21 protein-coding genes are annotated in these 24,571 nt (G+C 51.1%); 13 read left to right on the top strand and 8 right to left on the bottom strand.

Annotation, left to right across the window (positions count from 1 at the left end; translation table 11 throughout):
• The first annotated feature begins 67 nt into the window (after nt 1-67).
• Together ACJJI0_RS15175 and ACJJI0_RS15170 are read left to right on the top strand one after the other, a co-directional pair.
• The gene (locus tag ACJJI0_RS15175) at nt 68-481 is read left to right on the top strand and encodes a rhodanese-like domain-containing protein (protein ID WP_444883231.1); all 414 of its coding nucleotides are present in this window, start codon (nt 68-70) and stop codon (nt 479-481) included.
• 90 nt (nt 482-571) lie between these two features.
• Nucleotides 572-1,021, top strand: a complete 450-nt coding sequence (locus tag ACJJI0_RS15170; RefSeq protein ID WP_444883230.1) for a GNAT family N-acetyltransferase — start codon at nt 572-574, stop codon at nt 1,019-1,021.
• A gap of 57 nt (nt 1,022-1,078) precedes the next feature.
• Here ACJJI0_RS15170 and ACJJI0_RS15165 read toward each other — a convergent pair whose 3' ends face one another.
• The gene (locus tag ACJJI0_RS15165) at nt 1,079-2,338 is read right to left on the bottom strand and encodes a multidrug effflux MFS transporter (RefSeq protein WP_444883229.1); all 1,260 of its coding nucleotides are present in this window, start codon (nt 2,336-2,338) and stop codon (nt 1,079-1,081) included.
• Nucleotides 2,339-2,457: 119 nt separating this feature from the next.
• Complete coding sequence (gene hexR, locus ACJJI0_RS15160; protein ID WP_108735063.1) at nt 2,458-3,312, bottom strand: transcriptional regulator HexR; 855 nt, start codon at nt 3,310-3,312, stop codon at nt 2,458-2,460.
• A 139-nt stretch (nt 3,313-3,451) separates the two neighbouring features.
• On the opposite strand from hexR, the gene uvrD reads away from it, so the two are divergent.
• Nucleotides 3,452-5,656, top strand: a complete 2,205-nt coding sequence (gene uvrD, locus ACJJI0_RS15155; protein ID WP_444883228.1) for a DNA helicase II — start codon at nt 3,452-3,454, stop codon at nt 5,654-5,656.
• A gap of 139 nt (nt 5,657-5,795) precedes the next feature.
• On the top strand, nt 5,796-6,944 hold the full coding sequence (locus ACJJI0_RS15150; protein WP_444883227.1) for a TRAP transporter substrate-binding protein: 1,149 nt from the start codon (nt 5,796-5,798) through the stop codon (nt 6,942-6,944).
• A 70-nt stretch (nt 6,945-7,014) separates the two neighbouring features.
• Here ACJJI0_RS15150 and ACJJI0_RS15145 read toward each other — a convergent pair whose 3' ends face one another.
• The 5 genes from ACJJI0_RS15145 to ACJJI0_RS15125 form a co-directional block, all read right to left on the bottom strand.
• Nucleotides 7,015-7,413: an acyl-CoA thioesterase gene (locus tag ACJJI0_RS15145; RefSeq protein WP_152455932.1), complete on the bottom strand. Its 399-nt coding sequence runs from the start codon at nt 7,411-7,413 to the stop codon at nt 7,015-7,017.
• A 171-nt stretch (nt 7,414-7,584) separates the two neighbouring features.
• Nucleotides 7,585-11,166: an ABC transporter permease/M1 family aminopeptidase gene (locus ACJJI0_RS15140; protein WP_444883226.1), complete on the bottom strand. Its 3,582-nt coding sequence runs from the start codon at nt 11,164-11,166 to the stop codon at nt 7,585-7,587.
• Nucleotides 11,167-11,185: 19 nt separating this feature from the next.
• Complete coding sequence (locus ACJJI0_RS15135; RefSeq protein ID WP_444883225.1) at nt 11,186-12,079, bottom strand: ABC transporter ATP-binding protein; 894 nt, start codon at nt 12,077-12,079, stop codon at nt 11,186-11,188.
• 302 nt (nt 12,080-12,381) lie between these two features.
• Nucleotides 12,382-13,746, bottom strand: a complete 1,365-nt coding sequence (locus tag ACJJI0_RS15130; protein WP_444883224.1) for a TRAP transporter large permease — start codon at nt 13,744-13,746, stop codon at nt 12,382-12,384.
• Nucleotides 13,743-14,315, bottom strand: coding sequence for a TRAP transporter small permease subunit (locus ACJJI0_RS15125; protein WP_444883223.1), 573 nt, complete (start codon nt 14,313-14,315; stop codon nt 13,743-13,745). The genes ACJJI0_RS15130 and ACJJI0_RS15125 overlap by 4 nt, the downstream gene beginning before the upstream one ends.
• A gap of 183 nt (nt 14,316-14,498) precedes the next feature.
• Here ACJJI0_RS15125 and ACJJI0_RS15120 point away from each other — a divergent pair, with 183 nt between their 5' ends.
• The 8 genes from ACJJI0_RS15120 to ACJJI0_RS15085 all read left to right on the top strand — a co-directional run bounded on the left by ACJJI0_RS15120 (nt 14,499) and on the right by ACJJI0_RS15085 (nt 22,618).
• Nucleotides 14,499-15,551: a PstS family phosphate ABC transporter substrate-binding protein gene (locus ACJJI0_RS15120; protein WP_252083916.1), complete on the top strand. Its 1,053-nt coding sequence runs from the start codon at nt 14,499-14,501 to the stop codon at nt 15,549-15,551.
• Nucleotides 15,552-15,689: 138 nt separating this feature from the next.
• Complete coding sequence (gene pstC / locus ACJJI0_RS15115; RefSeq protein WP_252083915.1) at nt 15,690-17,069, top strand: phosphate ABC transporter permease subunit PstC; 1,380 nt, start codon at nt 15,690-15,692, stop codon at nt 17,067-17,069.
• Nucleotides 17,062-18,348 (top strand): phosphate ABC transporter permease PstA, encoded by a 1,287-nt coding sequence (gene pstA, locus ACJJI0_RS15110; RefSeq protein ID WP_444883222.1) that lies wholly within the window; start codon nt 17,062-17,064, stop codon nt 18,346-18,348. The genes pstC and pstA overlap by 8 nt, the downstream gene beginning before the upstream one ends.
• 31 nt (nt 18,349-18,379) lie before the next feature.
• Nucleotides 18,380-19,258, top strand: coding sequence for a phosphate ABC transporter ATP-binding protein PstB (gene pstB / locus ACJJI0_RS15105; RefSeq protein WP_252083913.1), 879 nt, complete (start codon nt 18,380-18,382; stop codon nt 19,256-19,258).
• 25 nt (nt 19,259-19,283) lie between these two features.
• Nucleotides 19,284-19,991 (top strand): phosphate signaling complex protein PhoU, encoded by a 708-nt coding sequence (gene phoU, locus ACJJI0_RS15100; RefSeq protein ID WP_252083912.1) that lies wholly within the window; start codon nt 19,284-19,286, stop codon nt 19,989-19,991.
• An 87-nt stretch (nt 19,992-20,078) separates the two neighbouring features.
• On the top strand, nt 20,079-20,408 hold the full coding sequence (locus ACJJI0_RS15095) for an antibiotic biosynthesis monooxygenase family protein (protein ID WP_444883221.1): 330 nt from the start codon (nt 20,079-20,081) through the stop codon (nt 20,406-20,408).
• A 283-nt stretch (nt 20,409-20,691) separates the two neighbouring features.
• The gene (locus ACJJI0_RS15090; protein WP_444883220.1) at nt 20,692-21,486 is read left to right on the top strand and encodes a putative porin; all 795 of its coding nucleotides are present in this window, start codon (nt 20,692-20,694) and stop codon (nt 21,484-21,486) included.
• 160 nt (nt 21,487-21,646) lie between these two features.
• Entirely contained in the window at nt 21,647-22,618 is a 972-nt protein-coding gene (locus tag ACJJI0_RS15085) for a putative porin (protein ID WP_444883219.1), read from the top strand.
• Nucleotides 22,619-22,689: 71 nt separating this feature from the next.
• Here ACJJI0_RS15085 and ACJJI0_RS15080 read toward each other — a convergent pair whose 3' ends face one another.
• Nucleotides 22,690-23,976 (bottom strand): M48 family metalloprotease, encoded by a 1,287-nt coding sequence (locus ACJJI0_RS15080; RefSeq protein ID WP_444883218.1) that lies wholly within the window; start codon nt 23,974-23,976, stop codon nt 22,690-22,692.
• Between the two features lie 69 nt (nt 23,977-24,045).
• On the opposite strand from ACJJI0_RS15080, the gene ACJJI0_RS15075 reads away from it, so the two are divergent.
• Nucleotides 24,046-24,525, top strand: coding sequence for a DUF4265 domain-containing protein (locus ACJJI0_RS15075; protein WP_252083907.1), 480 nt, complete (start codon nt 24,046-24,048; stop codon nt 24,523-24,525).
• Nucleotides 24,526-24,571: the final 46 nt, after the last annotated feature.

The raw sequence follows: 24,571 nt of genomic DNA, 5'->3' as shown, positions 1-24,571 counted from the left end.
TTAAATAAATAGCCAAAGAACAGAATACATACATGACAAAGAGTGAGTGTTAACCAAGGAGATAATTATGAGTTCTGCTGTAAGTCGTATTGCCCCAGCTAGCAGTCAAAAAGCCCTGCAACATTTCCAAGAACTGATGGCCTTTGAGACGGACTGCTGGGATGTTCATCATGCCCTAACCAATGGGCGCCAGGACTTTGTGCTGTTGGATGTTCGCGGTGAAGAAGCCTTTCGTCAGGGGCACATTTTGGGCGCTGAGTCCCTACCCTATCAGTACATCAATAAAGAGCTTGTATCTCGCTATCTAGATTCCACCTTGTTCGTCGTCTACTGCGCCGGGCCCCATTGCAATGCAACAGAGAAGGCTGCTGTCCGGTTGGCAAAATTGGGGCTTCCAGTGAAAAAAATGATTGGTGGTATAACCGGATGGATAGATGAAGGATTCAAACTGGTGGGAGAAAAGGAAACTATCAGCGCCTAAGGTCAAAGTGAGATTTTATCTCTCAAGACCGGAAATAAAGAGGGTGAAGGTTGCACCCTCTACCAATCCATCAAATTTGGCAACAAATAAATGCTTATACGTAACGCAAAGCCTAGTGATATTCGTCAATTATTGGAGATGATGCGTGGGCTAGCTAAATTCGAAGGCTACTTAGATAGGTTCAAGGTTACTGAGGAAGAATTAAATAATCGACTATTTAAGCGGGCAGACTTCCAATGTTTAGTGGCCGAAGACAGTGGTGTAGCTATTGGCTACCTGGTTTTTTATGCCCTTCCCTTTACCTACGATTTAACTCCCTGGCTGTGGATTAAAGAACTTTACGTAGTTGGCAACAAAGAATATCGCCGTAAAGGGGTAGGAAGGGCATTGATGGGATATTTAATAAAAGAGGCCTATGAGCGGGGTAGTGCCAAAATAAAGTGGGAAGTTCTTTCTACTAATGTAGATGCACAAGCTTTTTATCAACAACTAGGTGGAGCTCCGGAACAGAAGTGGCAAATATGGTCCCTGAGTACTTAGCCAATATGGCCGGGCCGAAATACCCTCTTTTCAATAGATGAACACAAAACTGACTCTTCAACGCGGGGTAAAGCGCCTGGTGATTGGTATATCCGAGTCGATGGGTTTGCGTGCCTGGGCGATTACCAGACTGGAGAACAGGGCCACTACTGCACACCCAAACATGGACGCGGCAATAGGAACCAGGGTGCCTGTGTGCAGGCTGCTTACCAATCCGCCCAGCACGCCGCCGGTGATAAAAATTGTGGCGCCATACAGGGCGTTAGCGCTGCCGCTGATTTTGGGAAAAAACTCCAGATAACAGGCGGCGGCATTGGGCCCGGTAATACCGATACAGCTCATTACCAATACCAGCGGTACCATCCACAGAGTCAGTTCTTTAATACCGGTCAAAGTGCCGAGTAATAGCAAACCACAGCCGAGCATCTGCAGAGTGACGCCAGCCAATAAAATATTGCGCGGCTGGAACAGGTTGAGCAGGCGGATATTGACCTGCACCATACAGATCAGCCCCAGAATACAGGCGCCAAAGAACAGCGGGAAGCGGCTCGGACTGACACTGAAGTAGTCCATAAAGACAAAGGGTGCGGTGGTGATATAGATAAACATCGAACCACTGACACAGGCCTGGGCGCCGAGAAAACCGAGGGCGCGGCGGTTGCGTAGCACTTGTCCATAAGTGGAAATCAGTGAAGCTAATGGCATCAACTGGCGCCGCGCGCGGGTAAAACGCGATACAGTTTCTGGTAACAGTAAGCGCACTAATAGCAGCATGGCAGCGGCGTACAGTAGCAGGAATACAAAAATACTCTGCCAGCCACCCACTGCTAGCAGTAGAGAGCCGATTACTGGAGCGATCAGGGGGGCGATCAGCATGATGGTACTGATCATAGAAATAATTTTGGCGGCTTCACGCCCACTGTGCAGATCGCGCACTATGGCGGCGCAAATCACTGTAGCAAAACCGCCCCCCACGGCCTGGAAAAAGCGCAGGATAATCAGTTGATCGACATGGTCGGCAAACAGGATCAGCAGTGAACTGACGATATAAATGCACAGGCCGATAGTGCCGACCAGTCGCCTGCCCCAACGATCGGAGAGGGGGCCGCCGAAGAGCTGGCCTAGGGCAAAACCCAGTAAAAAGCTGGAGACCGAATACTGCACCCGCTCCACTTCGGTATCGAGCGCACCGGCCATGGCCGGGATAGCCGGCAAGTAACTGTCGATGGAAAATGGCGTCAGGGAGACCAGCGCCGCTAGCCATACCACCAACCAGCGCGGTGCTTTTTGCTCAGCGGATAATGCGGTGGATGTCATGGAATTGCTCTGGAACGGCTAGGGGCACTTGTTGGCAGTGGCAGTAGATTGCCGGATACAGCAGGCATGGTAGAGGGGCTGCGACACATTATCCAGTGCCGCATTCTTGCAAATTTCCCTCAGTGTTTGTCTTCCCGCAATGTGTACAGGCCCTGCTTCAGCTTTAGTAGGTGCTCTTGCAACTGGGGGCCTTTGCGCTGGGCAACGCCGATGGCGAGCACATCGATCACCACCAGGTGGGCGATGCGTGAGGACAGTGGTGTATAGATCTCAATATCTTCTTCCACATCCACTTCTAGCGGGATACTGGCCTGCTGTGCCACCGGCGAACCGCTGGGTGCCAGGCCAACCACCAGAGCGCCCTGCTCCTTTGCCATGCTCATCGAGCGCAGTAGTGCCTTGGTGCGGCCACTCTGGGAGATAGCCACGACTACATCGCCCGGCTGCATAGACATGGCTGACATATTCTGGATGTGGTGGTCCGAGTGGGCGGCGGTGGCCAATTGCAGGCGGAAGAACTTGTGCTGGGCATCGGCGGCAACAGCACCAGAGGCGCCAAAGCCAAAGAATTCCACCCGCTTGGAAGCGGCCATCGCAGTGACAGCGGCCTCAAGGGCGCGGTCGTCAATTCTATCGCGCACTTTTAGCAGAGTATCTACTGTTGAGTCGAACACCTTGCGTTTGTACTCGGCAATGGTGTCGGTCTCGGTCACCGCGATTTGGCCGAAGCTGGGGCTAGAAGCCAGCTGTTGCGCCAGGTTCAACTTGAACTCCTGGAAGCCGGAACAGCCCACGGCGCGACAAAAGCGCACCACGGTCGGCTCGCTCACCTGGGCCTCGGTGGCCAGGTCGACGATGCGCATATGAATAATTTCATCGGGATTGGCGAGAATATACTCCGCCACCTTGCGCTCAGATTTGCGCATGGATGACAGTTGCTCACTGATTCGTTGCGTTACTTCCGCCGGTTTCACAGGACTTCCTTCTCTATGCCAGTTGGCGCAGTTTAGCCGCTGCGCCCCCGGCTGGCGAGGGGCTTTGCATTGTCAGCCGGGGTAAAATCCTGTTTATTTACACAGGTCTTATGCAGCAGCTCTGGTACAATCTTCGCCCATGGACGTATCTCAGATTTTAGACCCCCTCAACGACGCCCAGCGCGAAGCGGTAGCTGCCGCGCCCGGCAATCAATTGGTTCTGGCCGGTGCCGGCTCGGGCAAGACCCGGGTGCTGGTGCACCGCATCGCCTGGCTGATGCAGGTGGAGGGCGCCTCGCCCTACTCCATTATGGCGGTGACCTTTACCAACAAGGCGGCCCGCGAGATGCGCGCCCGTATCGAAGAGTTGCTGGGGGTGAATACCTTTGGCATGTGGGTGGGCACTTTCCACGGCCTGGCTCATCGCTTGCTCAAAGCCCACTGGCAAGAAGCCAAGTTGCCGCAGAACTTCCAGATTCTGGATTCCGACGACCAGCTGCGCCTGATCAAGCGGGTACAGGCAGATCTGGGGCTGGACGATAAAAAGTGGCCGCCGCGGGAAACCCAGTGGTGGATTGGCGCGCAGAAAGATGAAGGCCTGCGCCCGCAATATATCAATGCCGGCGCCGATCCCTGGTTGCAGACCATGGTGCGCATCTACTTCGCCTATGAAGAGGCCTGTCAGCGCGGTGGGCTGGTAGATTTTGGCGAGTTGCTGCTGCGCGCCCACGAACTTTGGCTGAATAACGACAGTATTCTGGCCCACTACCGCCGGCGTTTCCCCCATATCCTGGTGGATGAGTTCCAGGATACCAACACGATTCAATACGCCTGGTTGCGCCTGCTCGCTGGGGAGCAGTGCCATATCACCGCTGTGGGTGACGATGACCAGTCCATTTACGGTTGGCGCGGCGCCAAGATCGAGAATATCCAGCACTTTTCTACAGATCTGCGTGAAGTGCAGACGGTGCGCCTGGAACAGAATTATCGCTCCACTTCCACTATTCTGAACGCCGCCAATGCGGTGATCGCTAATAACAGCGGTCGCCTAGGCAAGGAGTTGTGGACCAAGGGTGAAGAAGGCGAGCCTATTGCCGTCTACGCCGCCTACAACGAGCAGGATGAGTCGCGCTTCATCGTCGAGCGTATCAATGACTGGGTGCGCGATGGCAATCGTCGCGACAGCATTGCCATCCTCTACCGCTCCAACGCCCAATCCCGGGTGCTTGAAGAGGGGCTACTGCGCGATCAGGTGCCCTACCGTATCTACGGTGGCCAGCGCTTCTACGATCGCCTGGAAATTAAAAATGCTCTGTCCTACCTGCGCCTGATCAGCAATCGCAATGATGACACCGCCTTTGAACGGGTAGTGAATACCCCCACTCGTGGTATTGGTGCGCGCACGGTGGAGATGGTGCGCTCCTATGCCCGCGAGCAGGGCTGCTCCCTGTGGCAGGCGGCCAAGCTGATGTTGCAACAGCGGGTTCTGGCTGCGCGCGCCGGCAACGCCCTGCAGAGCTTTCTGGATCTGATCAACCAGCTGGCTGCAAATGCGGAAGAGAAAGAGCTGGATGCCATTGCTGAGGATGTGATCGAGACTAGCGGCCTGCTGGAATTCCACGGCAAAGAAAAAGGTGAGAAGGGCCAGACACGAGTGGAGAACTTGCAGGAATTGGTCACTGCTTGTCGCTCTTTTGCCGGTGTGGACCTGCCCGAGGGCGAGGAAGATGAGGAGGAAATCCCTCTTCTTAACCAGTTCCTCGACAGCGCCGCCCTCGATGCCGGTGAAGGTCAGGCGGATGAGTTTGAAGATGCCGTCCAGCTGATGACCCTACACTCCGCCAAGGGCCTGGAATTTCCTTTGGTGTTTATGGCGGGCGTGGAGGAAAACCTATTCCCCCACAAGATGTCTGCACAGGAGCCCGGCCGCATGGAGGAAGAGAGACGTCTCTGCTACGTGGGTATCACCCGCGCCATGCGTAAGCTGTATATTACCTACGCGGAAAACCGGCGCCTATTTGGCAGCGAGACCTACAACAGTCCATCTCGCTTTATCGGTGAGATTCCGCCAAATTTGGTGCACGAAGTGCGCTTGAAGACCGAAATTTCCCGTCCCCTCTACCAGGCGGATTATGGCAAGGTGGGCCAGTTTTCCGACCCGGCGCCAGATTTCGATGATTTACCACCATTGGCACTGGGTGGCCGGGTTGAGCATGTCAGGTTCGGCGAGGGCACCGTAGTGCAGTTCGAAGGTAATGGCCCCCGTACACGTGTACAGGTCAATTTCGATGATGTTGGCAGTAAATGGCTGGTAGTGGCTATGGCTAAGCTGCAGCCTTTATAGATTGTTTGCTTTGGTAAAAACCAAGTCAGATTAGAAATTTTTTCTGCACTGATTTTGGTTTTTCCCAAAATCCCGACCATTTAAAAAAGATCATTTATCGATGATCAGCGCCTTACAAGAAAAAAGATAATTAAAAGCGATGAAAAAAGTTAACTGGTATCCCCCTATTATTTTGGGCCTTATCGCCCTGCTCGTTATTACCTTTGCTGCACTGGTCACTTCCCGCGTAGCACAGGGCCCTGCACAACACTTTTCCGATAATGACAACAAAGAATTGTTCGAGTGGAAGCTTGTCACCACTTGGCCAAAAAATTTCCCCGGCCTTGGCCAGGCCCCAGAGCGCTTTGCAAAAAACGTTGAGTTGATGTCCTCCGGCCGCCTCAAAATTAAAGTTTATGGTGCGGGTGAGCTGGTACCCGCTCTAGGTATTTTTGGTGCGGTATCTGAGGGCGCTGCACAGATGGGACATGGTGCGGCCTATTATTGGAAAGGCAAGATTCCAGCGGCCCAGTTTTTTACCGCGGTACCTTTTGGTTTAAACGCCCAGGAAATGAATGGCTGGCTGCACCACGGTGGTGGTTTGGAACTCTGGAAAGAGATTTATGAACCGTTCAACCTGATCCCCCTAGCGGGTGGCTCTACTGGGGTACAGATGGCCGGCTGGTTTAACAAACCAATTAACTCTGTTAAGGATTTGCAGGGCTTAAAAATGCGAATTCCCGGTCTGGGCGGTGAAGTATTAAACCGGGCCGGCGGTACTGCTGTGACTATTCCCGGTGGTGAACTCTATACCGCGCTGCAGACTGGTGTTATTGATGCGACCGAGTGGGTTGGACCTTACAACGATCTCGCTTTCGGTTTCCATCAGGTTGCCGAGTACTACTACTATCCCGGCTGGCATGAACCCGGCTCAATGATGGAATTTATCGTCAATAAAAAAGCCTTTGAGAAATTGCCCAAAGACCTACAGGCCATTGTGCGCGTGGCTGCCCGCGAAGCAAACCAGGATATGTTGGATGAGTACACCGCACGTAATAATCGCGCCCTGCGTGAGTTGGTGGAAACACACGGAGTCAAAGTTAAGCGTTTACCAGACGATGTACTTGCCCATTTAAAGCAGATTAATACTCAACTGATGCAAGAGACCGCAAATAAGGACCCAGAATTTGCGCGTATCTATAAAGCCTTTAAGGATTTTGAGCGGGATGTGCGACCCTATCACCAGATAAGTGAGGAGGCTTATTACCAGGCGCGCGAACTTGATGGGGAAAGCAAGAAACAGGAATAAAAGGCAAAATTAATATCATAGAAGGGAAACTGGTTTAAGGCAGTTTCCCGAAATAGTTTTGCAAGTCGTTTCAGGGCAGCGGTCTGGTATGCCCTCTATCGTCGATAGCGACAAAAACAAACTCACCCTCGGTGACCTTTACCTGCTCACCAGAGTCCACCCGTGTCAGCCATACCTCAACCATTGTCCTAATAGAAGAACGCCCTACCTCAATAGCCTCGGCATAGCAGCTGACCGTAGAGCCAACCGGAACCGGGCGTAAGAACACCATACTGCCGACCGCTACGGTAGTTACCCTGCCGCGCGCAATGCTTTGGGCCAAGATTGCTCCAGCCAGGTCCATTTGCGACATTAACCAACCAGCGAATACATCCCCCTGGGGGTTGGTATCACGGGGCATAGCCAGGGTTTGCAGGGTAAGCGTGCCTGTTGGTTGCGGGTTTTCATCAAGGGCTGAAAGTGCGGACATCGACTACTCACAGATTGTTAGAGTTATTGGTTTCCACCTGAGGGAAGGTGGCGCATTCTAGCACAAATTGAGTAGTATTTGACCAGTGCTTGTCTGAGTTTTTTCCAACGAAAACGAGTGAAGTTTTCCCAGCCACCCCCCTAGGTGGCCGGGAAATTAGTGACAAGAGCCCTAAAGTGTCTCTATTGCCAACAGATTGTCGTCCGGGTTTTTGTCGATCATCTTGATATAGGGATCAAAGCCAGCAATGCTCGGTTTGCCCTTCACCTCAAACTCCAGCAGGGTGGTCTCTTCACTGATCTTCTGTTTGGCCAAGTAAAGCACATTGTCTGAACTGGTGTTCTTGTCGGGATCTTCTGCAAAGATGGCAACATCTATCCAGTTATTGATGGGAATTTCTTGTTCCTGTCCATCCCCTTCGGCTTCATATTTGTGCGCTTCCAGCTCCAGTAATACGCGATAATTGCCGTTCTCCAACAGCTCATAGGTGGCATTTGCGACTTTGAGATCAAAGAGGACTACTCGCTCCAGCATATCGGTGATCAGCTCTTGCTGGGGTGGTTCGGCGTGGGCTCGGAGTCTTGCCACTAAATCCATGCTGGTGGGATAGGGATCACTGGAGAAGCCTTTTTCTTTTAACAGGGAAGCCAAAGCCGCATTGACGGCATCTTCACCCATCGCATCCTTAAGGGCGTACATCGCTAGCGAGCCCTTGTCGTAATGGATATAGGTCTGGTTCTCGTTGCGAGATAAAGGTAACTCCTCAAGTAACTCGGTACCCCGAGCGCTCAGGTAGCCATCCAGCTCATATTTGAGGAAACGACGCATTTTTTCAGGGCCGTACTCCCGCTCCATCACCATTAGTGCTGAGTACTGCGCCAGGGTTTCAGACAGTAGAGTCGCTCCTTGTACATTGGCGCCAATCAATTGATGCGCCCACCACTGGTGCGCCACCTCGTGGGCGGTTACATAGAAGACGTAATCAATCTCATCCGGGTCTCGCAGATCGGCGACAAAACCGATAGATTCAGAGAAAGGTACGGTGTTGGGGAATGCCTGGGCAAAGGATTCATAGCCCGGGAACTCGACGATACGCAGTTGGCGATACTGATAAGGGCTGAATGCCTCACTGAAATACTCCAGGGACTTTTTCACCCCCTCAACCATACGATCTATGTTGTAGTCGTGGGGCTTGTGGTGGTAGACCTCAATGGCAACGTCCTGCCACTTATCTTTGACCACTGTGTAGTCCGCTGAAAGGTAGGAAAAAAAGTTGTGAATGGGCGCGTCCATCTTGTAATGAAAATAATGGCGCTCTCCCTCCTGCCAGTCTTTTTGTAGGTAGCCGGGGGCCAGTGCTATCTGTCCCAAGGAAGTACTGACGGTGGTTTCAAAGTTGATCCAGTCGGAGTCGCTGCGAAGATAGGATTTTCGGTAGTGCTCTTTGTCCTCCAGTTTGGGCATGCGCTGCGGCGGCGGTAGATCGTGCTTTTTACGCAGGTGACGATCAGTCAACTCAAAATTGCTGTTGTAACCGATAAAGGGCAGCGCTTCGTAGTTATTAAAGAAGGTACCGTTCTGCACCAAGGTGGTGGAGGAGCCGGAGTTCATAAAGCCGCGATTGATCCTGCTCAGATCAAACTCCAGCGTGAGGGACTGGCCGGGTTCAAGTGGGCGATCCAGCTCGAAGAAATAGTGTCCGAACTGCTCGTCCTTTTCGCGTAACTTGGCCTGATTTAGGGATAACTGGTTAACTGTAAGGCCGCGATCCAGCCCTATAACTACCTCATCAATCGACTCCTCACGCTTGTTAACCAGGAAGTAGCGGCCGCGCACTTCATAGCGGCGTTCATTGGGGAAGATATCCACATCCACTTTGACATCGGTGATATGTGGTGTGAGTTTATCCTCCAGGGCCTTGTATTTCTTTTCATAGTCTGCAGCCAGTCGCTCACGATCCTTGCTGGTTTCGTAGTGATTGAGAATATTGGTGTTGTAGAAAATAAAGGCGCCAGTGCCGATAAACAGTAGCAGGGTTGTGGAGGCAGTTAATCGACTGGAAAGCCCCAGTTGGAAGCGCAGGGCTTTGACCCGGCTAGTTAGAGGAGCCAGGGTACCGCGCTGCCAGAGCCCGTAACTCAAGATGGCCAGTATCAGGCTGAAGCTGATCCAATATAATGCAAACCAAGCCCGACCCTGATCAAAGTGACCATAACCATTCATATCTGAGTAAGGTGCGGCGTTCCAGTCTGCAAATTGATAGAGGTTGTGTTCGAACCCAAGACCATCAAGGACACTGGAGCTAATTAAGTAGCCCACCATCAGTAGCATGCCGAGGAATTTATTGCGGGTTATCACCTGGGCAAAGATAGATAGGACTGCCATCAAGTAGAACGGCAGCGCAAATTGATACCAGAGTCCGTAAAAATACAGTCCAGGTTCAAGAGTTGTATATCCCTTGCCCAGCTGTACAGCCACAGTGGTAAGCATGCAGGCTATCAGGATACCGGCCAGAACCACCAGCATTGCAATAAACTTGCTCGCTACGAAAATCCAGCTGGGTGTGGGCACGGCATCCATAATTTCATGGCAACCGGCCTGGCGTTCTCGCCACACCAATTCAGCCCCATAGTAGATCAGAATAATCAACATGATGAGGCTAAAAGCACCTTCTATCAGACTGACCATAGAACGAGTCACCGGGTATACCGAGGTGCCAAATACTGCCTCTAGGCTCAGGGATGCGCCCAAGACATTCAGAACACCCAGTGCCAGGATTACCCAAAAAGCTAGGCTTTTTACTACTGCTTTTACTTCAAAACCGCAGCGTATACGGAATTGTTGCCAAACCGTGGCTGCCCCAAAGTTTGGAGTAATTCGCGGTAGGGGCTTGATGTACCGAGGTATCTCACTATCTGCAGCTTCTGTGGTGCGGCGGCGCGACCAGAGAGGTTTACGTTCGGCAAATGAAAAGCATTTATAGCCTAAGCCGATAAATAATAAGCTGGCGCCCAGCCATAGTAAGCGGTTGATTAGAAAGTTTCCCTCTAGTGCGATCATAGAGGTATTGCGATCGAAAGCGGTCCAGTAGCGAGTTGTCTCCTGGAAGGCGGCGATACCAAAGGGGTCAGCCAGTGCGGCAGCACTTCGATAGGCGGGTTCATCCATGATTCCCTGGCTGGTGAAATAGAGTATCAGGAAGGCGATCAACCCCAGGTAAGTGGCCATCATGCTGCGAGTTATGACTGCCAGGCTAAAAAACATGGCGCTGCAAAACAGCATGGTGGGAAAGATAAGTATGAATAAGGTTTGCAGGTAGTGGGATATTTGAGTGGGGCCCAAGCGCTCTGGGTCTAACCAAGGCATCCATGAACCGAACAGCATACCCAGCGCCGTAGATGAGAAAGCCAGAAAGGCCACGGCGAATGATCCTGTGAAGCGCCCCAATAAATAATCACGCTTATTAATAGGGGTACTGAAGACAATACCTTCCATTTTCATATCGCGATCACGCAGCACCGGATTGGCTGCGAAGGCGGCAGTGATAAAAATACTGAAAACGCACATTACTAACAGGGTTAGCATAATCGCGTAGGGAGAGTTGATCAGGGTGCTACCTCCACCGCCGCCGATCTGTATATTGTCGACGGTCATAGCACCAAAAGTCAGTAGAAAAAATACCAGGCTGGTCACATAAAACAGTGGCTGGCGCAACTGGTAGTGAAATTCAAACTTAGCAACCGATAAAAACATTTAGAAATCCTCCCCCACCTCAAGCGACGCTAGCCACTTGAGCTTTTTTATTGCTAAACAGGGTGGAGAAGTAGACATCTTCAAGGTCCGGTTGCAGCTGCTCAAAGCCTACTGCCGGTTGGGTATCTGCCAGCGCATGCACAATATGGCGCCCGGCTAATAAACGAGTGGAAATCACATCAAAATTATTGTGGCATTCTTCCAGCTCAGATTTATCGACGGTGCGCCGCCATACACGCCCTTGCAATTTAGAGATAAGTTCTTCGGGTTTACCTTGGGCCACAATTTGACCTGCGGCCAGGATCGCCATATTGGGGCACAGATCGGCAACATCTTCGACAATATGGGTGGAAAGAATTACCACTACGTTTTCGCCAATTTCGCTAAGCAGGTTGTGAAAGCGATTGCGCTCCTGAGGGTCGAGACCAGCGGTAGGCTCGTCGACAATAATCAGGCGTGGGTCGCCGATCAGGGCTTGGGCAATACCAAAGCGCTGGCGCATACCCCCAGAGTAACCGCTTAGGTTTTTTTTGCGATCCTTAAATAAATTGGTCTGGTGCAGTAATTCAGCCACCATTTCGCGACGCTCTTTGCGATTACTAATACCTTTTAGAACTGCCATATGATCGAGCATATCTTCGGCACTGATTCTCGGATAAACCCCGAAATCCTGTGGTAGATAACCCAAGGTGCTGCGAATTTTCTGAGGGTTACTGGCCACATCGATACCATCAAAAGTGATGGAGCCGCTGTCTGCAAATTGCAGCGTGGCGATAGTACGCATTAAAGAAGACTTGCCGGCACCATTGGGGCCGAGCAATCCGAACATACCCTTGGGAATATCCAAGTTGACGTTTTTAAGCGCATGCACGCCGTTATCGTAGGTCTTGGAAAGGCTGGTAATATTTAGCATTTTTTAAATCCTTTTTAATTTTTTATTCGTGCTTGGATATCGATAGCAGTGTTTAATTCCTTTTGATGGATCTATTTTTAAGGAGAGATATCCACAGAGGTTTATTGAAGGCCTGGCGAGCAAATTAAAAAATTTAATGCCAATTTAGCAGGTGCTGGTGACTTGCCGTAGGGAATCAAGATGTGCTGATGAATTTAAAGGGCGAAGGGTTTATTAAGTTTCAATGTTAGTACGATCGTTTTGGGCTGGATCCAATCGGTAGCGATACAAGGTCTTATCACTACCGATCGTTGTCTTTTGGGTTAATTCTGAACCACCCCCGGCAACCAAGTCACCAGAGCAGGCCAGAGTGCTAGGAGGCACAAAATCAACAGCTGAATAGCGATAAATGGCATAACGCCGCGATAGATAGCGGAAGTGGCCACTGAACTTGGCGCAACGCCGCGAAGATAAAACAATGCAAATCCAAAGGGTGGAGTAAGGAAGGAAGTCTGCAAGTTGATTGCAATCATGATGCCCAGCCAAATTGGGTCCACACCCATCGCCAACAACACCGGCCCAACAATGGGCACCACCACAAAGGTGATCTCAATAAAGTCGAGAATGAAACCGAGCAAGAAGATCACCAGCATGACCAGCAAGGTCGCACCAATAACACCCCCAGGCAGACTGTGGAAAATACTGGTGACAAGTTCTTCACCGCCATATCCACGGAAGACCAGTGAGAACAATGAAGCACCAATAAGAATGGCAAACACCATCGCGCTTACCTGTAGAGTGCTGCGACCCACCTCCCCCGCTTGCGCCCAATGCAGAGCACCGCGACTGTAAGCCAGTAATCCTGCGCCTAGAGCACCTACGGCGGCGGCTTCTGTAGGCGTTGCGGCACCGGTAATAATTGAACCCAGCACTAATAGCATCAAAGCGATAGGAGGAAAAAGGCTGCTCAGTAGCGGCCAAACATCCAGAGGTTGCTGCTGCGCAGCCTTGGCCTTACTCGGAGAACGGCGCGCCACGAACAACAGGTAAACAATGTAGGCTGCTACCAGCAATAGGCCGGGAATAATGGCACCGATAAAAAGGTCGCCAACGCTGACCGGCTTGGGATTAAAAATACCTGCAGATAGTTGTGCCTGCTGATAGGCGTTGGAGAGAGTATCCCCAAGAAGCACCAGAGCAATAGAGGGGGGAATAATTTGTCCGAGGGTGCCGGTGGCGCAGATGGTGCCAGTGGCTAGCTTTGGGGAGTAGCCTTGTTTCAACATGGAGGGCAGGGACATTAAACCCATAGTCACCACGGTGGCGCCCACAATACCGGTACTAGCGGCCAGAAGTGCGCCGACAACTACTACAGAAATGGCCATACCCGCCGGCGCACCCATAAATACTTTGGTCAGATTGACCAACAAGTCTTCGGCGATTTTTGCTCTCTCGAGAATGACTCCCATTAAGACAAAGAGCGGCACGGCAACCAAGGTGCCGTTTTGCATAATGCCGTAGAGGCGGTCGGGGAAGGCACGCAGTAGCTCGGCATCGAAAGCGCCATACACGATACCCAACCCGGCGGTGATTAGGGCCGTACCGGCGAGCGTGAAAGCTACCGGGTAGCCGAACATCAGCAATCCGCAAACAGCGGCAAACATCAATAGAGGTATCAGCTCGATCATGCCTCTGCCTCCTCCACCTGCTTGAGTAATCGTGGTTTCGCTACAGATTCGCTTACCGGGCTTGAAACCTCCATAAGCTGTAGCAGAGCACGAATAAACTGGGCGGTGCCGGCGAGGCCGAGGGTTACTGCCGCGAGGGGAATCAGACTTTTCAGCAGGAAAACACCGGGAAGGCCGCCGGCATTGGCGCTCTCCTCAAGCACTGACCAACTATTCAGAGCAAACTGCCAGCTGCTCAGCAACATAAAAGTGCAGACTGGCAAAAGAAATAGCAGAAAACCTACAGCATTAACCCAAGCCTTGCCCCTGGGACCCATTCGCCGATAGAAGACATCGACACGTACGTGGGCGTCGCTTTGCAGGGCATAGGCCAGGCCCAACATAAAGGCGGCACCGTGCAGATAGATTACGGACTCCTGTAGTGCTATGGAGCCACTGTCGAACAGGTGGCGCAGAGCCACAACGCAGGACTGTATTAAGACCATGGCCCAGGTAAACCAGGCGAGCAGGTGGCCGGTGCGACTGGATAGACTCTCCAGTGCACGCGCTCCACGCATCAGAAATAGCATGGGGGCTTCTCTCTTTACATCTTATTGTTATCTCGTTTGTATGCAGGTTAACGCTTTGCCTGCCCGGGCACCAGCGGGGTAAATTTCCGGCTGTAACTTTTTTGTCATGTTTTATTCATAGAATCGTCATCCGTTGTTCCTAGCATCGCCGCGTGAAATAAAAAACACTCATCGGAGTTACACATGAACAAGCAAATTTTGGCTACTTCCCTGGCGGCATTGACCCTTGCCACCTCTCAGGTAGCCCTGGCGGCTCGCGACTACATCAGTGTTGTGGGTTCTTCCACTGTTTACCCTTTTACCACCACTGTGGCGGAGCGTTTCAGCCGTGCTACCCAGTTCAAGACTCCGGTAGTTGAATCCACAGGTACTGGCGGCGGCATGAAGCTGTTCTGTCAGGGCGTTGGTGAAAGCACTGCAGACATCACTGGTGCTTCCCGCCGCATTAAGCAGTCCGAGCTGGAGATGTGTAACGGCAACGGCGTTGATGTTGTGGAAGTACAGATTGGCTACGACGGTATCGTGCTGGCCAATGCTAAGAAAGCAACGCCTTTCAAGCTTTCCCGCAAAGATATTTTCCTGGCCCTGGCAAAAGAAGTACCGAACCCGGACGGTTCCGAAACGCTGGTAGCCAACCCTTACAAGACCTGGAAAGACGTAAATCCTGCGCTGCCCAATACCAAAATTGAAGTTTTGGGGCCGCCCCCCACTTCCGGTACCCGCGATGCCTTCGCGGAGCTGGCAATGGAAGGTGGTTGTAAGAAATTTGGCTGGATCAAGGCCATGAAGAAAAAAGACAAGAGCGCTTATAAGGCGATCTGTCACAACGTACGCGAAGACGGCGCTTATGTTGAAGCCGGTGAGAACGATAACCTGATCGTCAACAAGTTGGTTGCCAATCCAAATGCCCTAGGCATCTTTGGTTTCAGCTTCCTCGACCAGAATGCCGATAAAGTACAAGGCTCTTTGATCGAAGGACAGGCTCCGACTTTCGATTCTATCGCCGATCAGAGATATCCAGTTTCCCGCCCGCTGTTTATTTACGTGAAGAAGGCACATGCCGACGTAGTGCCAGGTATCAAGCAGTTCCTGGCGGAGTTCACCAATGAGCGCGCTTGGGGTGATGAAGGTTACCTGACTGACAAAGGTATGATCCCGTTGCCCCAAGAGAAACGCCAGAAAATTGCTACTGACGTTCGCAAGCTGAATGCCCTGAGCAATCTTGCTGCGAAGTAAATTTATCTTGGAGTAGTACAGTCAAAGGGAATTGACGGCCAAGCTCGAGAGGGCTTGGCCGTTTTTATGAAAGCCAAGTGGAAACACAGGGAAAAGTCGGGATAATGCCGACATCGACATTTTTAGCACGGTAATTCAATGCAAACCCCCACACTGTTCGCCCTTTTGCTGCTGTTGATTTTAGTGGCCTACGGTACCGGCTTTAGTCGTGCACTGAGTGCAGCGCGCAGCCGAGGAGGCCTGCGTAATCTGGCCTCACTGCCCAGCTATCACGGATTATTTACCGCGCTTTGGTGTGGTTTACCGGCACTTTTACTACTGGGTGCCTGGCTGATTTTTGACGATGCCATTATTCGCTCTATGGTGATGCACAGCATCGCCGATAAGCCCGATACCATTGCCGGGCAGAACCTGCTCTATGCACAAATTCAAAACCTTGCCGCTGGCCATTTGGTGGGAGAGTCATCTCCACAGTTACAGTCGGCTGCCGAGCACCTCAGTCAGTTGCGTAATAATTCCAATACTCTACAGGCCTTTTTAAGCCTGGTATTGGCGGTGGGCCTGGGGGCATTTGCACTGTTGCGTTTTTCTCCGGAGCTACGTGCCCGTGAGAAAGTGGAAAAAGTCCTGAAGGCTATTCTGATTACCTGTGCCTGCGCCGCGATTTTTACCACTGTGGGTATTTTGTTCTCGGTACTGTTTGAGTCGCTGCGCTTTTTCCAGTCGGTGCCAGTGACTGAATTCTTGTTCGGCCTGCACTGGAGCCCGCAGATGGCCCTGCGCGCCGATCAGGTTGGTTCCAGCGGAGCCTTTGGTGCGGTGCCCCTGTTTACCGGCACCCTGATGGTTTCCGCAATCGCCATGTTGGTGGCGGTGCCTGTGGGCCTGATGGCCGCTATTTATCTGGCCGAGTACGCCAGCAAGCGCGTGCGCAACGTAGCCAAGCCTATTTTGGAAATTCTCGCCGGTGTACCCACCGTGGTATACGGCTTTTTTGCGGCACTGACTGTTGCCCCATTTATTCGCGACCTGGCCACCTCAATGGGTTTACAGGCCTCCAGTGAGAGCGCCCTGGCCGCTGGCCTGGTGATGGGGATTATGATTATCCCATTTGTCTCTTCATTATCTGACGATGTGATTAATGCAGTTCCGCAGTCCCTGCGCGATGGCGCTCTGGGATTGGGTTCAACCCAATCGGAGACCGTGCGCAAGGTGGTGATTCCCGCCGCCTTGCCGGGAATTGTCGGCGGTGTACTCTTGGCGGTATCTCGCGCAATTGGTGAAACGATGATCGTAGTGATGGCCGCGGGCCTCGCCGCCAACCTGACTGCGAACCCTCTGGATTCGGTCACCACTGTTACCGTGCAAATCGTGACGCTACTGGTCGGCGACCAGGAGTTTGACAGTCCCAAGACCCTGGCCGCATTTGCGCTTGGCCTGATGCTATTTATCTCCACTCTGGTGCTGAACTTTATCGCCTTGCACGTAGTGAAAAAATACCGGGAGCAGTATGACTAACCTCACCCAGACGCAGGTTCGTGAGCGCATCGAGAAGCGCCTCGCCAGCCGCCATCGCAAGGAAAAATTGTTTCGTGGGCTGGGCATTGCCAGTATCGCTTTCGGCATACTCGCGGTTGTTATTCTATTCAGCGATATTATCAGCAAGGGTAGCGGCGCCTTTGTGCAGACAGCCATTGAGCTGGAAGTGCACTACGATGCGCAGGTACTCGGTATTGAGAAGGTCGATGACGAGAGCCTTGCCTGGGCCAATTTCACCGGGGTGATCCGCGCGGCGTTGCGCGAGCGTTTTCCCTCGGTGACTGGCCGCAGTGACAAGCGTGAGCTCTATAGCCTGGTCTCCTCGGGGGCACCCTTTAACCTGCGTGATCGCCTGGCTGCAAACCCAGAGCTACTGGGTAAGAGCGAGAAGGTATGGTTTGCCGCTGACGACGATGTGGATACTTTTGTTAAAAGTTTGAAGGATTCCAAAGAGGGCTTCCGCGGCCGTACATCCGAACAGAAAGCCGGCTGGATCGAACAGTTGCTACAAAGTGGCGAACTAAAGAAGCGTTTTAATACCACTTTCTTTACCAACGGCGATTCGCGCGAGCCGGAACAGGCAGGTATCCGCGCCGCTTTGATGGGCTCGCTATTTACATTGCTGGTGACTTTGGCGCTGTCTTTCCCAATCGGGGTGGCTGCCGCTATCTACCTGGAAGAATACGCGCCGAAGAATCGTTGGACCGATCTGATTGAGGTGAATATCAATAACCTCGCGGCGGTGCCGTCCATCGTATTCGGCTTGCTGGGGCTGGCGATCTTTATCAACTTTTTTGAGTTGCCGCGCTCTGCGCCTCTGGTTGGCGGTCTGGTACTTACCCTGATGACGTTACCGACAATTATTATTTCCAGCCGTGCGGCGTTGAAGGCGGTGCCGCCTTCGATTCGCGAAGCGGCGATGGGTATGGGTGCCTCGCGTATGCAGGTGGTTTTCCATCATGTGTTGCCGCTGGCCATGCCCGGTATGCTCACCGGTGCGATTATTGGTATGGCCCAGGCCCTGGGTGAGACTGCTCCCCTACTGATGATCGGTATGGTTGCCTTTATTGTGGATGTACCCGGCGGAGTTACCGATCCGGCCACGGTATTGCCGGTACAGATTTTCCTCTGGGCCGACAGCCCAGAGCGCGCCTTTGTGGAGCGTACCTCTGCAGCCATTATGGTGCTGCTGAGTGTATTGATTCTTATGAATACCAGTGCAGTAATGCTGCGCAAGAAACTTGAGCGCCGCTGGTAACAGCGCGGATAATCGGAAAACAGGATTATTTATGAGTACCATGACCCTGGATGCCGCCGGACATTCTGAAGCGGCGCAACCCGAACTGACCGGTGAAAAAATGGCAGTGAGCCAAGCCGAGGTGCGGAAAACAGTGGGCCAGCCCTTTACTGATACCGCCAAGTTACGCATGCGCAATGTGAATGTGTTCTACGGTGAAACCCAGGCTATTCACAATGTGGGCCTGGATATCGGCCGCAATGAAGTTGTGGCGATGATCGGCCCATCCGGTTGTGGTAAGTCCACTTTCCTGCGCTGCCTCAACCGCATGAATGACACCATCGAAGGCTGTCGGGTGGAAGGCGAACTGAGCCTGGATGGCGACCCCATTTATGGTCCCAAGGTGGATGTTGTGCCTTTACGCGCTCGGGTGGGGATGGTGTTCCAGAAGCCCAATCCCTTCCCCAAGTCTATCTATGAAAATGTGGCCTACGGCCCCAAAATCCACGGGATTGCCAGCCGCCGCGCCGACCTGGATGAAATTGTGGAAAACAGCCTGCGCCGCGCCGGCCTCTGGGATGAAGTTAAGGACCGTTTGGACAAGCCGGGCACCGGCCTGTCTGGCGGTCAGCAGCAGCGTCTGTGTATCGCCCGAGCCATTGCCGTGAGCCCTGAGGTTATCCTGATGGATGAGCCCTGCTCCGCCCTGGACCCTATTGCCACTGCGCGTATTGAGGAACTGATCGATGAGCTGCGCGAGAACTACACTATTGCCATCGTGACCCATTCCATGCAACAGGCGGCCCGCGTTAGTCAGCGCACGGCTTACTTCCACCTGGGGCACCTGGTTGAAGTCAACGATACAGAGACCGTGTTCACCAATCCGGAGCACGAACTAACCGAAGCCTACATTACCGGCCGCTTCGGCTAAGCCAATCTTGCTCCGAGGGATAACTATGGAAATGCACTTCGATCAGCATATCTCCCGCCAGTTCAATGAGGACCTGGAGGGAATCAAGACCGAGATGTTGGAAATGGGCGGCATGGTCGCCCGCCAAGTAGCCGATGCCGTCGATGCTCTGTCGAATGCCGATAGCCAGCTCGCCGAGGAAGTCCTGCGCGTCGAAGAGGAAATCGACAAGTGCGAGATGGCCCTGGACGAGCACGCGACTTTAATCATCGCCAAGCGCCAGCCCGCCGCTTCGGATCTGCGTATGGTGATGTCGGTAACTCGTATCGCCCGCGACCTGGAACGTATCGGTGATGAGGCCAGCAAAATCGCGAAAATGGCGATTGCCCTGACCGATGAAGGCACCTCACCGCGCGGCTATACCGAGATACGCCATCTGGCAAATGCTGTACGCAAAATGCTCAACGACGCCCTGGATGCCTACACTCGTTTCGATGTGGAGTCCGCATTGCGCACCCTCGCCGAGGATGAACAGGTGGACATGGATTACCGCACCGCCGTCCGTGAGCTGGTGACTTATATGATGGAAGATCCGCGCAGTATTTCCCGCGTCATTAATGTGCTGTGGACACTGCGCTCACTGGAGCGTATCGGTGACCACGCCAAGAATATTTGTGAGCAGGTAGTCTACTTGGTGGAGGGGGCGGATATTCGCCACGGCCACGAGAGGAATTTGAATTTAAGGAAATCCTGAGTTTCCTCAGCCAAAGAAAGGTCGCTCATAGCGGCCTTTTTTATTGCAGGCAGATTTTAAGAACTTGAAATATTTAGAGGCTTGGCGATGAAATATATTTTTGAAGTTCAAATCAAGGAAGGTTTCACAGCGGAAGAATACGCCGATGCCTGGGTACGTGCGTCTCAACTAATTCAGCAAGCACCTGGGGCTATGGGCACAGAACTGTTACAAAAGATCGGTGATGAAAATAGCCTCATAGCGATAGCCACTTGGCACAGCAAAACAGAACGCGATGCTATGCAGGCTGAACATACGTTTGCGATTGATAAAATTATTCAAAGCGTGGCTCCTTTTGTGGGTATACGACCTTTAGGAGAGTTTAAAGAATTTAGAGAGGTAGTAGCTTCTTCTGCTGATGATGATGAACTTTCTTAAGGTTGCCTCGTCAAAACTGAATAGAAGCTGAATAAGTTAAATTTTTCAAAAATTAAAAAACTGTAAATTTTAATCGGTCTCTGAATGAGTATTTAAAATACTTGATTACGGATAATTACATCTATGCCAGTAGCTTTAATTCTGTCTGCCCCCTGTTCTCATTCCCTTCGTCGCAAAGTCTTCTCAAACTGACTTTGTGTAATTAACTGTTGTTGCAGACAAAAATTCTTTTGTTACAATCCGCAGCCCAATTTGGATCCCTACGTTAACGAAGGATTTTGAAATGAGATTCAAGCTCGCAGCTCTCCCCCTGATGCTTCTTGCGGCTACTGCAACTGCCGAGGAGTACAACTCTTTTACTAAAGCTAACTACAGTAATTTAGAAAAAGGTGATGATAGTTTTACTCTTGATAGTCGCTACTTCTTCAGCGGAAAAGAAACTCTTGGCCCACTGAAAGAATTTGAATATATAAACAAAGTTAGCAATGTTTACGGTGGCTTCTCTCATTTAAACGAAGGCAGTGAAGATTCCGATATTCTGACCATCGGTGGAGAGTATTTTGCATCCAATGGTCTGGTTTTAGGTGCTCAGTTAGCCGATTGGGGTGAAGAAAATATTGATACTTTATCAGTAGGTTATCTCTTCACTCCTAACTTCCTGGTTAGCCTGGAACATGAAGATAACGACAGTGATAATGAGCTGTCTGTTAATGCTCGTTATAACCACCAGCTGAATGGAACCGATTATATCGGTTTCGACTTTTCAGTTGATGAAGAGTTTGATACTCGCAGCCTGTCTTCCAAGTACTTTACTCACCTGGGTGGTGAACAGTACTTAACGATTGATCTGGATTATATCAGCTACGATGAGGACGATGACTATTGGAAGTTGGGCACAGAGTACTTCTTTACTCAGCGCACCTCCGTCGGCTTTACTTTCGATGAAAAAGAAGAGTTTAAGCTGGGTATGAACCATTTCTTCAACCGCAACTTCGCTGTTGAAGCTGCTTATGTTTCCAATACTGATAGTGATATCGATTACGATATCTACCAAATTGGTATGACCGTACAGCTGTAAGTAAGAAAAGGGCTATCTTAGATAGTCCTTTTCTTTTCTTGGTTAATTATTAGGTGTTACCTAAACGCTTATTTCTTGTCGCATTGTTATTGTCTCTAGAAATAAAAAATAAATCCCATTAAAATCTTACAGATCAAATCTATAGTTGGAAAAGGATTTTATGAAGGGTTTTAAAGTATCAGTTGTTCCCCTGATGGTGCTTGCTACTGGCGTTGCGGCGGAGGAGTATAAGTCGATAACTACTTTGAGTTATTCAGATTTAGAGTACTCTTATCACGATCATTACTACAGCCCTATGGGATGGCCATATAGCCCAACGTCCGGTTATAGTGTTGAAGAAACTAAGTATAAAACCTCTTCCGTTGGTACTACTTACTTTTTTGGAGGAAAAGAAACTCTAGGGCCTCTAAAAGAGTTTGAGTATATCAATAAGGTTAGCAATATATCAGCACAGTTCTCCCGATACGAAATACAGAATGATTATTGGCGGGATGATCACCATCAAAATTCACTTTCTACAAAAGGTGAGTATTTTGTAGAAAATGGTGTGGTACTGAGTGTTGGTATAGAAGATCAAAAATATGCCAATATTTATGATCAATCGATTGGTTATTTTTTCACTCCGAATGTTTTAGTGAAATTAAACTACAGTAATACTGATTTTAAGTATTTTGATGAAGAAGAAGAGTTTTCATTAACCGCTCAGTATAGCCACCAATTAAGTGATGCTGGTTATCTTGGTTTTACGATGAACGTCGGCGATGAAACAGACGATCACAGTTTGTCCTCCAAATACTTCGTAGATTTCGGAAATGATAAGTATCTAAGTGTTGAAGCGAATTATTATCATGGGAACGGAAGAACATGGGATAATGTTTCCGAATTGAAGGCCTCCGGGTTGAATGCAGAGTTCTATTTTAATGAAGAGACTTCCGTCAATATAGCCTATGATGAAAATCATCGTTACAAATTAGGGCTCTCCCACTTTTTTAATCGGAATATTGCCGTTGACGTAGCTTACTTAGCTGCAGCAACAAATAAGTACAATGGATATTACGAAGATTATGGGTGTGATGATTGCGATGCTTATCGGTATGACGAATACCGGCTGGGCTTGAGAGTTCAGTTATAATTTTCTAAAAAGAAAAGGGCTATTTTATAGCCCTTTTTAAATTTTTAAATCAAAATTTCTAAACTATAAATTCAGCCCTTCCCAGTCAATGCCTGTATCCGAGCCTGCGCCTTAGAGCCAATCTCTCCCCCTGCCCCGGCTGCAGTCTCGTAGTGCTTGAAAGCACTTTGCTTATTTCCCCGCTTTTCATACACCTCGCCCAGATAGAAGTGCGCGTAAGCTGTTTCCAAATAACGTAGAGAGCGGTTTAAGTCTCTCTCCGCAGCGGTGTAATTTTTAAGTTGTGCACTCATCATGCCGCGTTTTAACCAGTGGGAAAACAGTGCAGGGTTTTTCTGTACGGCACGGTCGTAGGCCTGATGGGCTTTATCAAATTGTTTTTTCTGGGCGAGCAGATCTCCTTCTAGTGCGAAGAAAGAGGCTTCTTTTGGTTGTTGCTTCTGTGCCTTTCGCACCAAATTCAGTGCCGTATCAAACTGCTTTTTATTGGCTGCTTTTAGCGCATCATCATAATTTTCATAGGCATCGGCATCGCGTTTTAGTTGCGCTATGGCCTTTTGATAGGCATCGCGGTTGGTGACCCCGTTCTTGGGCAGTGAATTGCTGTGCTCAATATTGGCGCTGACGCGGGACTGTGATGGGGGGTGGCTGGCGAAAAGGGCTTCCAGGCCATTACTTTGGCGCCCCTTCGAGAGTTCAACGAACTTGCGTTGCAGACGCACGGCGCCTTGGGGATCATAGCCGGCGGCAGCCATATATTTCATGCCGTATTCGTCGGATTCCAGTTCATTGCCACGGCCATAGCGAGCGATATAGGCGGAACCTCCCAGCTGGCTGCCGGTGGAGATAAGGTCCGCATAGGCGGATTCCTTGGTGGCCGCACCGAGAACTGCCAGTCCGGCCCCGAGTACCTGTTGCTGTGACATGGCGGTGGCGGAGTGGCGGGCGGCGGCATGGACAATCTCGTGGCCGAGTACAGCGGCCAATTCTGCCTCATCCTCAAGCAGGACCAGCAGGCCCCGGTTAATGGCGATTTTGCCACCGGGAAGTGCCCAGGCGTTGGGAACGGAGTTATTCAATACCACAAATTCGTAGGGCAGCTGCGGCTGGTCTGAGAATCTTGCCAGCTTTTGCCCGACCCGGTTCACATATTCCTGCAAATTGGGATCTATGGTGTACTGACCGCCCTGTTGTTGCTGGTTGATTGGGTATTGCTGCTGCCCTAAGTTCAATTCCTGCTGGGCCGATACCAGAGAAAACTGTTGCTCTCCGGTCACTGGATTGGTGACGCAGCCACTGATTATAGAGGTTGCCGTCAACGCCACTGCGGCGAAGAAAGCCTGGTTACGCGAGATCATTGCTTGCCTCCCTGTATAATGCCGATTATTCAACGATCACCCATTGTACACAGTCGGGGAATAGAGGTTATGACGGCACTTCAGGTAATAGAGTTATTTGCGGGCACCAACCCCGATGGCGAGCCGGTGGTAGAGCGCTTACAGGTACGTGTCAATGAGGACGACAGTTGCCAGCTGGTGCGTTCTCCCGCATTTATTAAAGGTATCGCCAGTGGCGATTGCATCAAAGTGGATAAAGACACCCAGCAATTTGAGCTGGTTAAGCGCTCCGGCAATTTGGCGATCCGTGTTTTTTGTCGCGGCGATAGCGCCGAACTCTCCGACCGCTTGAGCCCGCAGCTGGAGAAACTTGGAGGAGAGCTGGATCTGGAAGTTCCACGTATGCTGGTTTACAGCATCCATGTCAGCTGTGGTTTCGATAAGATTGAGGAAATTCTCAATAGTATCTGTGATGGTGCCAACAGTGCCTGGTACTACGGCAATGTCTACGATCCGAAGGATGGCCAAACACCCCTCAACTGGTGGCAGGATATATTGAAGCCCGAATAGAGCAGTGCCCCGGTCCTAGCGGTTGGGCTCAAATAGAAAGCGAAGC

It is taken from the genome of Microbulbifer mixtoriginis (SeqCode) (genome assembly GCF_052466695.1).
Note: the sequence above shows the minus strand (reverse complement) of the source record. Positions and strands in the feature narration are given on the sequence as shown.